10 protein-coding genes are annotated in these 13,872 nt (G+C 60.1%); 6 read left to right on the top strand and 4 right to left on the bottom strand.

What is annotated here, in order from left to right; genetic code table 11:
* Window positions 1–2: 2 nt before the first annotated feature.
* Entirely contained in the window at window positions 3–1,580 is a 1,578-nt protein-coding gene (locus SC318_RS01635) for a M48 family metallopeptidase (protein ID WP_320429382.1), read from the top strand.
* Between the two features lie 103 nt (window positions 1,581–1,683).
* Here SC318_RS01635 and SC318_RS01630 read toward each other — a convergent pair whose 3' ends face one another.
* Window positions 1,684–3,000 carry an OprD family porin gene (locus SC318_RS01630; protein WP_320429381.1) on the bottom strand — a complete coding sequence of 439 codons (1,317 nt, stop codon included), beginning with the start codon at window positions 2,998–3,000 and terminating at the stop codon, window positions 1,684–1,686.
* A 408-nt stretch (window positions 3,001–3,408) separates the two neighbouring features.
* On the opposite strand from SC318_RS01630, the gene SC318_RS01625 reads away from it, so the two are divergent.
* The gene (locus tag SC318_RS01625; protein WP_320429380.1) at window positions 3,409–5,496 is read left to right on the top strand and encodes a TonB-dependent receptor; all 2,088 of its coding nucleotides are present in this window, start codon (window positions 3,409–3,411) and stop codon (window positions 5,494–5,496) included.
* 261 nt (window positions 5,497–5,757) lie between these two features.
* Here SC318_RS01625 and SC318_RS01620 read toward each other — a convergent pair whose 3' ends face one another.
* The 3 genes from SC318_RS01620 to SC318_RS01610 all read right to left on the bottom strand — a co-directional run bounded on the left by SC318_RS01620 (window position 5,758) and on the right by SC318_RS01610 (window position 10,349).
* Window positions 5,758–5,973, bottom strand: a complete 216-nt coding sequence (locus tag SC318_RS01620; RefSeq protein ID WP_320429379.1) for a hypothetical protein — start codon at window positions 5,971–5,973, stop codon at window positions 5,758–5,760.
* A 238-nt stretch (window positions 5,974–6,211) separates the two neighbouring features.
* Window positions 6,212–7,318 carry an agmatine deiminase gene (gene aguA, locus SC318_RS01615; RefSeq protein ID WP_320429378.1) on the bottom strand — a complete coding sequence of 369 codons (1,107 nt, stop codon included), beginning with the start codon at window positions 7,316–7,318 and terminating at the stop codon, window positions 6,212–6,214.
* 121 nt (window positions 7,319–7,439) lie between these two features.
* Window positions 7,440–10,349 (bottom strand): aminotransferase, encoded by a 2,910-nt coding sequence (locus tag SC318_RS01610; protein WP_320429377.1) that lies wholly within the window; start codon window positions 10,347–10,349, stop codon window positions 7,440–7,442.
* Window positions 10,350–10,502: 153 nt separating this feature from the next.
* Here SC318_RS01610 and rfbB point away from each other — a divergent pair, with 153 nt between their 5' ends.
* From rfbB to rfbD, 4 genes are read left to right on the top strand one after another with little or no spacing between them, the layout of a single operon-like run.
* A complete protein-coding gene (rfbB, locus tag SC318_RS01605) occupies window positions 10,503–11,585 on the top strand; it encodes a dTDP-glucose 4,6-dehydratase (protein WP_320429376.1) in 1,083 nt (360 codons plus the stop codon).
* Entirely contained in the window at window positions 11,582–12,457 is an 876-nt protein-coding gene (rfbA, locus tag SC318_RS01600; RefSeq protein ID WP_320429375.1) for a glucose-1-phosphate thymidylyltransferase RfbA, read from the top strand. The genes rfbB and rfbA overlap by 4 nt, the downstream gene beginning before the upstream one ends.
* Window positions 12,454–12,999: a dTDP-4-dehydrorhamnose 3,5-epimerase gene (gene rfbC, locus SC318_RS01595; protein ID WP_124384674.1), complete on the top strand. Its 546-nt coding sequence runs from the start codon at window positions 12,454–12,456 to the stop codon at window positions 12,997–12,999. The genes rfbA and rfbC overlap by 4 nt, the downstream gene beginning before the upstream one ends.
* Window positions 12,996–13,865, top strand: coding sequence for a dTDP-4-dehydrorhamnose reductase (rfbD, locus tag SC318_RS01590; protein WP_320429374.1), 870 nt, complete (start codon window positions 12,996–12,998; stop codon window positions 13,863–13,865). The genes rfbC and rfbD overlap by 4 nt, the downstream gene beginning before the upstream one ends.
* The last annotated feature ends 7 nt before the right edge of the window (window positions 13,866–13,872 follow it).

Genomic DNA, 13,872 nt, shown 5'->3' with positions numbered 1-13,872 from the left:
CGGTGAAGGGATATCTAGTAGCAGCCAGCCTATTGGCCAGTTCGGTGCTCAGTGGTTGCGCCACCCTGAAGGGCGCTGACCAGGCGTTCCTGAACCTGGTGGGGCCTTCGACCCAATCCCGGGTCCAGGGCCACTATGTGGACAACACCGATGTGCGCCAGTACTACAAGCTCGACCCCCAGCGCCAGAGTCAGCAGCGCTTGAGCTACGACGGGCGGGCGGTACCGGCTGCCGAAGCGCGCCAGCAGAACCTGGTGGATATTCCGATGCTGCAAAGCTACCTGCAGGGCATCGTCACGCGCTTGTCCAAGGGCTGGCCGGGCGAGTTGCCGCCGCTGCAGGTGAAGATCACCGACAGCTATGGATTCGGGCCGTCGGCAGACCCTTACGGCAACCTGTTCGTACCGCTGGGCATGCTCGACAACGTCGGCAGCGAGGATGAAATCGCGGCGATGCTTGGCCACGAAATGAGCCATGTGCTGCTGCATCACCATGACCGCATGGCGGCATTCCAGCAGCAGAAAGACCTGTTTACTACCGTCGCCTCCACGGTCGCCCTGGCGACCATGGCCGCCGATACGGGCGTCGACCGCAGCTCCGGTACGATGAAGCTGTTCAGCAAAGACCCGGCCGGTACCCAGAAGACCATCGGCAACACGGTGCTGTACACCGCGCTGGCCAATACGTTTTCCGATCAGGTGTGGAGCACCGCCTGGGGCCGCAGTCAGGAAGACCAGGCCGACCTGCTCGGCACCGACTTGATGATTCGCGCCGGCTACGCCCCGCGCGCCGCCACCCATAGCCTGGAACGACTCAACGACTTCCAGGGCAAACAGAAACCCTTGCTCACCGGCTTTCTCACGGCGCGCAAGAATGCCATGCAGGATTCACTGCAGCAGTTCAATCTCAACCAGTTCACCAAGGAGTTGGACGTGCTGGTCAAGGACGGCTTGACCACCGGCATCACCGCCACCACGCAGTACTTCAACCGCTCGCACATGTCGGCTACCGACCGCGACACCGAGCTGCGCCAATATTTGCAGCGCGAATATCGCCAGGAACGCCGCGCCCGGGTCAACCCGCAGAGCTGGGCGAAGATGAAGACTACGCCCCAGGTGGCGGCGGCCTTGCAGGGCTACAAAGACGCCTACTTCGCAATCGACGCCCTGGAAAAAAACAAGGTGCCGGATGCCGAGCGGTTTATTCGCAAAGCCCTGGCCTCGCCGGTCAAGGACCAGCCGAGCATTCGGCGCACCGCCTATACCGTGCGCCTGGCCCAGGGTAAAAACAGTGAAGCGGTGAAAGAGTTGCAAGCGATCAAGGACTGGTCCCTGGCAGGCCCTTCCACCTATGACTTGATGATCAGCTATCACCTCAAGCGCGGTGACGGGCAATCGGCACTGGCGATGATCGACAAGGCCGAGCGCAACCTGGGCTCGGAGGAACTGTTCATTACCGAGAAACTGTTGGCCAACCAGCAACTGCAGGATGTGCAGCAGGTGAAAACCGTGCTGCGCAAGTGCGAGCAATATCCGACACGCAAGGAAAACTGCAAGAAGCTCGCGCCGATCAAGGCCTGACATTCTGTACTGGCGAGACGGAAACGCTCGCCACCGGGCATAAAAAAACCCCGAACCAGTCGGGGTTTTTTATCGCTTGGCATCAGGCGCGACCTGCGATCAATTAGAAAACGTTGATCGGGTAGTCGGCGAACAGGCGGATTTCGTTGCCACCAACGTTGTATTCGCTGGCGTTGTTGGAAACGCGCAACCACGAGGCGCGAGCACGCAGGCTCAGGTCTTTGGCCGGGCCGCTCTGTACCACGTACTTGAACTGGTTCCAGATTTCACGCTCGGTACCATCGCCACGGCCGGTGCCGTCGTCGATGTTGGTACCGCGTACATAGGCAACGTTGTAGGTCAGGCCCGGTACACCGAAGGTGGTGAAGTCGATGCCGTAGCCTGCTTGCCAGGAGCGCTCGTCCTTGCCGTTGAAGTCGGACCAGTAGGAGTTGGCCAGCAGGATGGTATTGCCGCCGTCGCCGATGCCGCCAGCGTTGCGGTAGCCGCCGTACAGGTAGCCAGTGTCGCCGGTGCTGCGCTGGTGAGCGAGGGTGAAGCTGTGCGCCCCAACGGCCCAGGTAGCGCCTAGGCTCCAGATCTTGTTGTCGCGGGCTTCAGCGTCTTTCTGGTTTTCCAGGGCGAAGCTGCGGTCCAGCTTGGTTTTGTAGCCGTTGAAGTCAAAGGTCAGCGACTGTTTCTCTGGCAGCGCCAGCACATAGTTGACGTTGACGTATTGCTTCTTCAGTACGTCCTGCATGTCGGAGGCATACAACGCTGCCGACAGGCTTTCGGTGAATTTGTAGCTACCACCGATGTAGTCGATGCTTTTCAGGCGACCGCTGTCGGTGCCTTCCATGCTCTTGCGTGCTTCCTTGGTGAAGTGGCCGGCGTCCAGTTGCAGACCGGCGATCTCTTTGGAAACGATCGACGTACCGGTGTAGGTTTCCGACAACAGGCGGGAGTTGTCGTACTGCAACACAGGCACTGCAGGGAACTGGTCACCGTACTTGAGCACGGTATTGGAAACGCGGAACTTAACGGCCGCGCCGCCCTTGGCCAGGTCATGCGGTGCCGAGCCTGGGTTTGGCTTGCCGTCGTCACCGACAGTACCGTTGCCCTGCTTGAAGAAGTCGATACCGCCCGCGCCAGCGCGGCCTTTGCCGCCATCCAGACGAATCGCGTATTGGCCGATCACGTCCACACCCACGCCCACAGTGCCCTGGGTGAAGCCGGACTCGAACTTACCGATAAAGCCTTGGCCCCACTCGGCCTTGTCCTGCTTGCCGTTCTTGTAGTCACGGCTGATGTAGGCGTTACGTGCTGCGATGTTCAGGTGGCTGTCTTCAACGAAACCCTTGGATTGCTCCTGGTCGTTCGCCATGGCTGTCGATGCGCTCAAAATCCCCAGAGCGATCAGACTCATCCGTTGCTTCAACATTTTCTTATATTCCTTATTACTGGTTGAGTACGCGCTATGACACCAGGCCCCGTATCGCTTTCTGGTGTCGACTTTCTCCAGAAAAAACAAAGCCCGCGGACGACTGAACTGCCGCGGGCCCTTTCTTATTGGATGAGTCATGGCTGTTAGCCACAGGCGTTGGACGCAATCCTATGCGCGCGTTGAACTATGTGTCAATTTCGTGAACCACTTGGATTTAGGCTAAATAATTCTAAGCAAAGACCCATTGCGCCCCGGCGATGGGTGCGAAAATTCCAGCTTTCCTTTTGGAAAACACATTAAGTAACAAATTAGTGCCCTGTACGTTTGGGAATAGATCACGCGAGCAAATGCAAAGCATTACCATTCGCGCACTTTTCCATCCTGACAATTCGGACACTTTTTCCCATGCTTGCGCCTCGCCTGACACCCCTTTCCCTCGGGCTTTCTGTAGTGCTGTCTGCCGGTTTCGCCTGTGCCACCACCGTCTTGCCCGCCACTTCGATCAGCGCCGAAGTCGACGAAGACGATCCACGCGTCAAGCAGAGCAGCACCGCCACGCGCACCGCGACTGCCGTACGTTATGTGCCCCAGGCGATCGATTCGGTAAAAACCGAAAGCCTGCGCGCCTATGGCACTAACGATCTTGGCCAGGCGCTAAGCGGTATTCCCAACGTCAGCAGCGGCGCCGACACACGTTTCGACAGCCTGCGTATCCGCGGCTTCGACGCGAGCAATGACTTCTACCTGGACGGCATTCGCGACGACAGCCAATACGTGCGCGACCTGCACAACATCGAGCGCATCGAAGTGCTCAAGGGGCCGGCGGCAGTGCTCTACGGGCGCGGCGGCCAGGGCGGGATCGTCAACCGTGTGAGCAAGCTGCCAAGCCCCGGCCGCGAATCGAGCATCGAAGCCCAGGGCGGCAGCAACGATTTGCGCAGCGTGTATGCCGACCTGAGTACCGATCCCAGCGATGACATCGGCCTGCGCCTGAACATGGGCAACCAGGACAACAACAGCTTTCGCGACGGCGTCAGTGGCAACCGTCAGTTGTTCGCGCCCTCGATGAGCTGGCAGCTCTCGCCCGAGTTGAACTGGCTGGTGCAGTACGAATACAGCCGCTACAACCGCACGCCGGACCGTGGCGTTCCTGGCGTCAACGGACGCCCTGCCGATGTGAGTCGCAGCACCACCTATTTCTCCAGCGGTGACTACATCGACGACACTTCCCAGTCCCTGCGCTCCAAGCTCGCCTATGAGCTCAACGACAACTGGCAACTGCGCCACACCCTCGGCGTATTCAAGCTCGACAGCGATTTCGACAACACCTACCAGACCGGCTACGACGCGAAAACCAACACCGTCAGCCGCCAGCATTGGCAGCAGGACCTGACCACCCGCAACGTGTTCAACAACCTCGAAGTGGAAGGTGGTTTCGATACCTTCGGGCTTGAGCACCGCCTGCTCACCGGTATTGAACTGGGCAGCCAGCGCCGCGATCCGAAACTCTACTCAGCCACCGCGACCAATCGTGGCGGCCAGGCCGTGCCAAGCCTGGACCTCAACCAGCCCAATCGTAATCTGCGCCATACCGGGCGCATGAGCCTGTCGAGCGACAACCACACTGAAGTCGAAAGCCGTGCGTTGTACGTGCAGGATCAACTGCGCCTGAACGATCAATGGCAACTCTTGGGCGGGCTGCGTTATGACCGCTTCGAAGTCGACACCACCAACAAGCTGCTCAATACCCAGCAGGACGTGAAGAGCCACAGCACCAGCCCACGTTTGGGCCTGGTGTGGACGCCGCTGGAGCATCACTCGTTCTATGCCTCGTGGAGCAAAACTTTCTCCCCGGCGGGCGGCGGCTTGATCGGCATCACGCCGAATGCGGCCGGCAGCGTCAACGACCTGAGCCCCGAGCTGACCAAGCAGAAGGAAATCGGGGTCAAAAGCGACTGGCTCGACGACCGCTTGAGCACCACCCTGGCCGTGTACGAACTCGAACTCTACAACCGTCGCACCAGCGACCCCCTGGACCGCACGATCACTCTGCTGACAGGTAAGCAGACTTCACGCGGTATCGAGCTGACGGCCACGGGCAAGGTCACAGGCAATTGGTATGTGCGTGGCGGTATCGGCTTGCAGGATGCCAAGGTCGAGGAGGACAACAATGGTTTCGAAGGCAAGCGCATCAGCGACGTAGCCAAGCGCAATGCCAGCTTGTTCGTCACCTGGAAACCGGAGATGGGCTGGTACGCGGAAACCGGGCTGACACTGGTCGGTGATCGCTATGCCGACAACCTCAATACCGTGGTGTTACCGGGATATGGTCGCTGGGATGCGCTGGCCGGGTTCCGTCAGAAGGCGTGGGACGTCAGGGCGGCACTGAACAATATCGCCGACAAACACTATTACGCCTCAGCGACCAGCGTCGCGCAGATTCAGCCGGGTGAGCCACGTAGCCTGGTGGTGACAGGCACCTACAGCTTCTAGTTTCCATAAGACCAGACGCAACCAATGTGGAAGGGGCTTGCCCTCTCCCACCGGAGCAACCGGCATCGTACAGATCCAGCCAGACGAACCACGTATCCTGGTGGTGACAGGCACCTACAGCTTCCAGATTCCATCAGACCAGACGCAACCAATGTGGGAGGGGGCTTGCCCCCGATTGCGGTGTGCCAGTCAACGAAATAATGACTGACCCACCGCTATCGGGGGCAAGCCCCCTCCCACACTTATTTTCTTCGGTGGTCTTCAGTTGTTTTCCAGTTCGTACAACACCTTCACCTCATCCGCCGTGAACAACCCTGCCGGGTAGCGTTCACTCATCACGCTGAGCACATCAGGTTTTTGCCTGAGCTGCCGCGAGCCGTTCTCTTTCAACCAGAGCGCCAGCGCATTGATCGCGTCGCCGTCGACCCGAACCGGGTGAAACATGCGTGTGTACATCGGGTTGATTTCGGCATTCATTTCAGCGCTCTCCCCTGCTGCGTGAGCGGCTAACTTACTCAAGGTTTGTGACAGAACCATGCAGTCATCACCAAGCGGCTCTGTTGTTTCTGTGTCGATACAAGAGCTATGCCAAAACCCCTCATCGCTGGCGCACCCAGGCACAAAAAAGCCCGCGACCGTGCCGGGCCGCGGGCTTGGCTGGAACACTGCGCTCACGCAGTGCTCGCTCACCCTCAAGGTGCTGTTACAACCGCACTCAGTTTCTCTGCGGGGCTGGCTGCTGTTGGGTCAGGCAATGGATATTACCGCCCCCCAGTAACAGTTCGCGGCCTGGCACCATCACCACTTCGTGTTGGGGGAACAGGTTCTGCAGGATCTGCTTGGCCTGATGATCCAACGGATCGTCGAAGCTCGGCGCAATGATGCCGCCGTTGACGATCAGAAAGTTGACGTAGGAACCGGCCAAACGCACGCTCGGGTTACGTTCCTGGCTACCGTCTACCGGGTCGACACCGGCACATTCCTCTTCGGTGGCATAGAGCGGTCCTGGAATCGGCATCTTATGCACCGTGAACGAGCGGCCCTGAGCGTCGGTGCTGCTTTGCAGCACGTCCATGGCGGCGTGGCAGCGCGAGTAGTTCGGGTCTTGTGGGTCATCGGTCCAGGCCAGCAACACTTCACCTGGACGCACATAGCAGCAGAAGTTATCCACATGGCCGTCGGTTTCGTCGTTGAACAGGCCATCGGGCAGCCAGATGATCTTGTCCACCGCCAGATTGGCGCTGAGCACCGCTTCGATGGCGGCACGATCCAGGTGCGGGTTGCGATTGCGGTTCAGCAGGCACTCTTCGGTGGTAATCAGGGTGCCCTCGCCGTCGACGTGAATCGAACCGCCCTCCAGCACAAAACCTTCGGTGCGGTAACGCGATGCACGCTCGATCTCAAGAATCTTGCCGCCCACCTGGGAATCACGGTTCCACGGCGCATACAGGCCGCCATCAAAACCACCCCAGGCGTTGAAATCCCAGTTCACGCCGCGCACTTCGCCACTGCCGTTGATCACGAACGTCGGCCCCGTGTCGCGAACCCAGGCGTCGTCGCTGGACATTTCCACCACGCGGATATTCGGCACATCCAGGCGGCTACGGGCGTTCTCGTACTGGCCGGCGGAAACCGCGACGGTCACCGGCTCAAACCGCGCGATGGCCTTGGCCACGGCCACGTGGGCCGCCTGCGCCGGCTTGCCGCCCAGACGCCAGTTATCCGGGCGCTCAGGCCAGATCATCCAGGTTTGGGTTTGTGGCGCCCATTCGGCGGGCATATGGAAGCCATCGTCGCGTGGCGTGCTGTGCAGGGTGGTCATGAAAATCAGGACTCCGAATGGGGTAAGGACCGACTTTATAACGGATAAATATCGGCTTTAATAGCGATCAAAGATCACAGCTAGTAAATATGATGGGCGATACCCGATAACAATCGATTTACTACAGTTGCTCATCGAGCACCTTGGACAACATATCGACGAAGAAATCCACACTGCGCCGGGTCGTGACCATCGGCGGCTTGATCTTGAGGATGTTCAGGTAGTCGCCGGTCGGCTGCATGAACACGCCCAGTTCACGCAGACGATCACATAACCGCGCCGTTTCCTGCGTCGCAGGCTCCAGGGTTTGCCGGTCACGTACCAGCTCGAGGCCTAGATAGAAGCCGGAACCGTGTACCGCACCGACTAACGGATGATGTTCAATCAACGCTTGCAGGCGTGCCTTGAAATATCCGCCCACCGCCCTGGCGTTTTCCCACAGCCCTTCTTCCTCCATCACGTCCAGCACCGCCATACCGATACGGCAACTGACCGGGCTACCGCCCGATGACGAGAAGAAATAGCCCTCGGCTTCCAGGGCTTCGGCAATGTCTCGGCGGGTGATCACAGCTCCCAACGGCTGGCCGTTGCCCATACCCTTGGCCATGGTAATGATGTCCGGCACGACGCCCTGTTCTTCAAAACCCCAGAAAAAATGCCCCATGCGGCCATAACCTACCTGCACCTCATCGGCGATACACACACCGCCTTGGGCGCGGACCAGCCCATAGACCTGCCGCAGATAGCCTGGCGGCAACGAAATGCCCCCGGCATTGCCGTACACCGCTTCGCAGATGAATCCCGCGAGTTGACGTTGGCCAGCGGCGATTTTCGCCAGGTTATGTTCCACGCTTCGTACATAGTCAGGCGCACTGTCCGGCCCGCGAAACTCACCGCGATAGGTATTCGGCGCCATCACCGGATGCACCCAGTCGGGGCGGCTGCTCAACGCCTGGGGGTTATCGGCAATCGAGGTAGACACCGCATCCGCCGCCACCGACCAGCCGTGATAGGCCTCCAGCACGCTAAGCATGTCGCGCCCGCCGCTGTAGGCCCAGGCCAGGCGGATCGCCAGGTCATTGGCTTCGGTGCCGCTGTTGACCAGGAACACCCGGTCCATGCCCTCCGGCGCCAGCGCCAGCAGGCGTTCGGAAAACTCCGCAATCGCCGCGTAGTGAAACCGCGAGTTGGTGTTGAGCAGCGACCATTGCCGCGCCGCCACCGCCGCCATGCGTGGATGGCCGTGGCCCAGCACCGCCACGTTGTTGAGCATGTCCAGGTAGGAGCGGCCGTGCATGTCGATCAGGTGATTGCGCCAGCCCCGCTCGATACGGGGCGGGTCGACGTAATAATGCTTCTGCGAGCGGGCGAAGCTGGCGTCGCGCCGCGCCAGCAGGGCCTCGGGGTCCAGCTCCGGTTCGGCGTCGCAGGCCAGCCCGAGCAGCACAGCGGGCGACGGGCACAACGCCTGCCACGCCGACGCCCGGGTCGGGACGCAGAACAGCGGTGGCTCAAGGTCGCCACGGCACAGCTGCACGACCAACGGCCCGTGGACTTCACCGAGCGTTTGCCCCTTCACAACCCCTGCACCGGGGCTGAGCAGCGTTTTCACACCCCATAGGCGCAGGCTCAGCGACTCTGCGTACAAGCACAGCAAGCCGTCCGCCCCTTCGCGCAGGGTTCCCGCAAAAGGCGCTTCGAGCACTGTGCCATGGGGCAGGCGCAACTCGACGTGAAGGGCAAACGTGTCCGGCTCGCCCGCGCTGTCTGGGCGGGTACGCGACAACCGATATTGCCCATATCGGCTGGCCGCCAGCCCATGCACCGCCGCAGCTTCGTCCAGCAGGCGCCGATCGATGCCAGGTGTCTCCCAGTTGCCCGCCTCGAAATGCGGGCTGAGTACCCCCAGGTCGATCAGCGCGAACTCACGCCCGTCCAGGCCCGGCAGCAACGGCGCAAACTCCTGGCCGGCCAAGACTGGCAGCGTCTCGCCGACGCAACTCAGGATCGCCGCCTCCATCAACTCGAACGGCACCGCTGTCGCGACGTTAAAAATTTCCCACTCGTGCTCGGCATTTTTCAACAGATAGGCGTTATCAGGGTCCAGGCGTTGCTGCTGCTCGCTGCTGAGCACCAACACCGCCGCGCGGGCGACGATCAACGGCCACAGCGCTTGCAACTCTTCGCGCTGCAACGGCGTCACCGCGTGAAAGGCCTGGATCGCCGGCAGGATGGCAAACGGGTCGCCATCGGCGTGGTGCAACAGCGCTGCGCACGTCACCGACAGATCAGCGATGCGCCAGGTGTGCACCAGGTCACCGAAGTCGATCACCCCCTGGACTTGCCAGCGTCGCTGCGCGTCGCGTTGCCAGACCACGTTGTCATCGGTGATGTCCATATGCACGGCCTGCCAGGGCAAGTGTGCAGCCAAAGGCGTGACGTGCGCCTTGATCTGCACAGCGACCTGCTCCAGTGCGGTGCGATGAGCGAGGTCGGGCAAGGTGGCCAGCAGATGAGAGATCAGCTCGTGCGCGTGGCGTGGGTCCCACTGCAGGGTGCGGTCCAGTCCGGGGTGGGTGAACGTGGCCAGCGCCAGGCTCATTCGTCCGCACAGGTCGCCGAACCCTGCGATCACATCGCGGCTCAGGTGAGGCAAATGGGTCAGGGGTTGGCCTTCAATATAATCCAACAGGCGCAGGTGCAGGGTTTGCCCGTCGACGCTGACGGTCAGCAGTTCATCGCCGTTGAGGGCCTTGATGACCTTGGGCACGCGCAGCTGTGCGTGGCGCTGAAGCTGGTTGAGGGCTGCGTGTTGGGCCAGTAATTCATTTGCGGCGTAGTCACCCCGGCAGATTTTAAGAACGAAGCGGCCACGGCTGCTTTCGACCTTGTAGTTGAGGTCTTGCTGGCTACCCAATGAACTTAATCTGCCAGTGAGGCCGTAGTGCTGCTCAAGCAACCTTGCCGCGTGGGCAGGCCCTACTTGCGGGCAGGGTAAGCTGGCGCGGTGAATCAAGGTAGCGAGCAACATTGGACAACCTCAGCGTCTTGTCAGATGCCTATATCGCCATTGTTGGGTGGGTTAGGCAACCCCCCAACATACACCGCGCTTGCGCCACCCCTGCTCCACAACTCAAGCTATGCTTCATTCGCTTAATGTCCGTCTAAGGAAAGGGCCTCCGATATGCGTATTCTCATCACCGGCGGCGCCGGCTTCATCGGCTCTGCCTTGATCCGGTACTTGATTCAACACACCGAGCACGAAGTGCTCAACCTGGACAAACTCACCTATGCCGGCAACCTGGAGTCGCTGACCAGCGTCGCGTCCAATAGCCGCTATGAGTTCGTTCAGGCCGATATCGTCGACCAGGAGACGGTAAGCGCCGTACTGGCACGCTTCGAGCCACAGGCGATCATGCACCTGGCCGCCGAGTCCCATGTCGACCGTTCCATAGATGGCCCGTCGGACTTCATCCAGACCAATATCGTTGGCACCTACAGCCTGCTGGAAGCCGCACGTACCTATTGGCAAAAGCTCGACGAGCCCGCAAGGCGCGCGTTTCGCTTCCACCACATTTCCACTGACGAGGTGTACGGCGACCTGCACGGCGTGGACGACCTGTTTACCGAGTCGACGCCTTATGCCCCCAGCTCTCCCTATTCAGCCAGCAAAGCGGCGTCCGACCACCTGGTTCGTGCCTGGCAGCGTACGTACGGCCTGCCGGTACTGCTGACCAATTGCTCGAACAACTATGGACCCTTCCACTTCCCGGAAAAATTGATCCCCCTGGTGATCCTCAACGCCCTCGGGGGCAAGCCACTGCCGGTGTACGGCGATGGGCTGCAGGTACGCGACTGGCTGTTTGTTGAAGACCACGCCCGTGCGCTGCTGACGGTAGTGACCGCAGGCGTGGTCGGCGAGACCTACAACATCGGTGGACACAATGAGCAAAAGAACATCGAAGTGGTACGCAGCATCTGCAGCCTGCTTGAAGAGCTGGCGCCAAAGCACCCGGTCGGTGTAGAGAAGTTCAGCGACCTGATTACCTTCGTCAAAGACCGCCCAGGCCATGATCAACGTTATGCGATCGACGCCAGCAAGATCGAGCGCGAACTGGGCTGGGTGCCTGAAGAGACTTTCGAGACGGGTCTACGCAAAACCGTGCAGTGGTATCTCGATAATCTGGAATGGTGCCGCAGGGTCCAGGATGGCAGTTATCAAGGTGAACGACTCGGCAATACTGACGTAAAGGATCTGATCGCATGATGAAGGGCATTGTATTGGCCGGAGGTTCCGGCACCCGTTTGCACCCCATCACCCTGGGTGTGTCCAAACAGCTGTTGCCGGTGTATGACAAGCCGATGATCTACTACCCGATCTCCGTGCTGATGCTGGCCGGAATCAAGGACATTCTGGTGATCTCCACGCCGGTAGACCTGCCGCAGTATCGCAACCTACTGGGAGATGGCAGCCAGTTTGGCGTGCACTTCAGCTATGCAGAACAACCCACACCGGATGGCCTGGCCCAGGCATTTCTAATTGGTGAAGACTTTATCGGTGATGACCCCGTCTGCCTTATCCTGGGAGACAACATTTTTCACGGCCAACATTTTGGCGACCAGCTACGCACCGCGGCAGAACGCACCAGCGGCGCTACAGTTTTCGGTTATTGGGTCAAAGATCCTGAGCGTTTCGGCGTGATCGACTTCGATAAGGAGGGTCGCGCCCTGTCCATCGAAGAAAAACCTGCCAAACCCAAGTCGCCGTACGCCGTGACCGGCCTGTACTTCTACGACAACGACGTGATCAAGATCGCCAAGGCCGTCCAGCCTTCGCCACGCGGCGAGCTGGAGATCACTGACGTCAACAACGCTTACCTCAAGCGCGGTGACCTGCACGTCGAGCGTTTCGGTCGCGGTTTCGCCTGGCTCGACACGGGCACCCATGACAGCTTGCTGGAAGCATCGACCTACGTGCAGACCATCGAGCATCGCCAGGGGCTTAAAGTAGCCTGCCTGGAAGAAATCGCGTACGAGAACGGCTGGATCGATCGTGACTACCTCCTGGAGCGCGCCAAATATTTCGGCAAAACCGGTTACGGTCAATACCTCTACTCGCTCGCCGGAGAAACCAAGTGAAGGTTGTTGAAACTTCGTTACCCGGGGTACTGATTCTCGAGCCCAAAGTATTCGGTGATGAACGCGGCTTTTTCTACGAAAGCTTCAATGCGCGCGCTTTTGAAGCCGCCACCGGACTCAAGCGTGACTTCGTGCAAGACAACCACTCACGTTCACAGAAAGGCGTGCTGCGCGGGCTGCATTATCAGCTTGAACACACTCAAGGCAAACTGGTGCGCGTGACTCACGGCGAAGTGCTGGATGTTGCCGTCGATATCCGTCGCAGCTCACCGCACTTCGGCCAGTGGGTGGGTGTCCGATTATCGGCGCAGAATCATCGCCAACTGTGGGTGCCGGAAGGTTTTGCCCATGGGTTTGTGGTGCTGAGCGACTACGCCGAGTTTCTGTACAAAACCACCGACTACTATCAACCCAGCGCCGAACGCAGCATTCTCTGGAATGACCCGACGCTGGCTATCGACTGGGAGCTGTCCGAGCCGCCGCAACTGTCCGCCAAGGACCAGGTCGGTAAATTACTGACGGAAGCCGACCTTTTCCCATGAAAATACTGATCACCGGCCAACACGGCCAAGTCTCCCAGGAGCTGCAACAGCGGCTTCAGGGCCTGGGTGAACTCATCGTCCTGGGTCGTGACCAACTGGACCTGGCCAACGCACCGCTCATCCGTGAGCAGGTGCGCGCCCACCGCCCCGACCTGATCATCAACGCCGCAGCCCACACCGCGGTCGATCTGGCCGAAAGCGAGCCGGACGCAGCCTTCGCCATCAACGCCGTCGCCCCCGGCATCCTCGCCGAGGAAGCCAAGGCCCTTGGCATCCCGCTGATTCACTACTCCACCGACTACGTGTTCGACGGCAGCAAACCGGCCCCGTACACCGAAAATGACACACCCAACCCACTGGGTGTCTACGGTCAAAGCAAACTGGCGGGTGAGCAGGCGATTGCGGCGGTAGGCGGCCAATACCTGATTCTGCGCACCAGCTGGGTGTATTCGAGCCACGGCAAGAACTTCCTGCTGACCATGCAGCGTCTGCTGCAGGAAAAACCGCAGATGCGCATCGTTGGCGACCAGATCGGCGCGCCAACCTGGGCCGGGACCATCGCCAACAGTACCCGTGCGCTGATCGAACGCTGGCAGGCCGGTGACGCCGGGGATTGGGGTGTTTATCACCTTACCGCCCAGGGTGAAACGTCGTGGTTCGGTTTTGCACAGGCCATCGGCGAAGCCCTTCGCGACGCAGGCAAACCCTGCGCCGAACTGGAAGCGATCCCATCCAGTGCTTATCCAACCCCTGCCAAGCGCCCGCTGAACTCGCGCCTGGACTGCAGCCGCCTGCAACTGCAATGGCACGTCAGCCAGCCGCAATGGCAAGACGCATTGCACGAGTGTCTTGCAGAGCAGCACTAGGCATAAT

Origin of the sequence: Pseudomonas sp. MUP55 (genome assembly GCF_034043515.1) — a bacterium.
Taxonomy (GTDB): domain Bacteria; phylum Pseudomonadota; class Gammaproteobacteria; order Pseudomonadales; family Pseudomonadaceae; genus Aquipseudomonas.
Note: the sequence above shows the minus strand (reverse complement) of the source record. Positions and strands in the feature narration are given on the sequence as shown.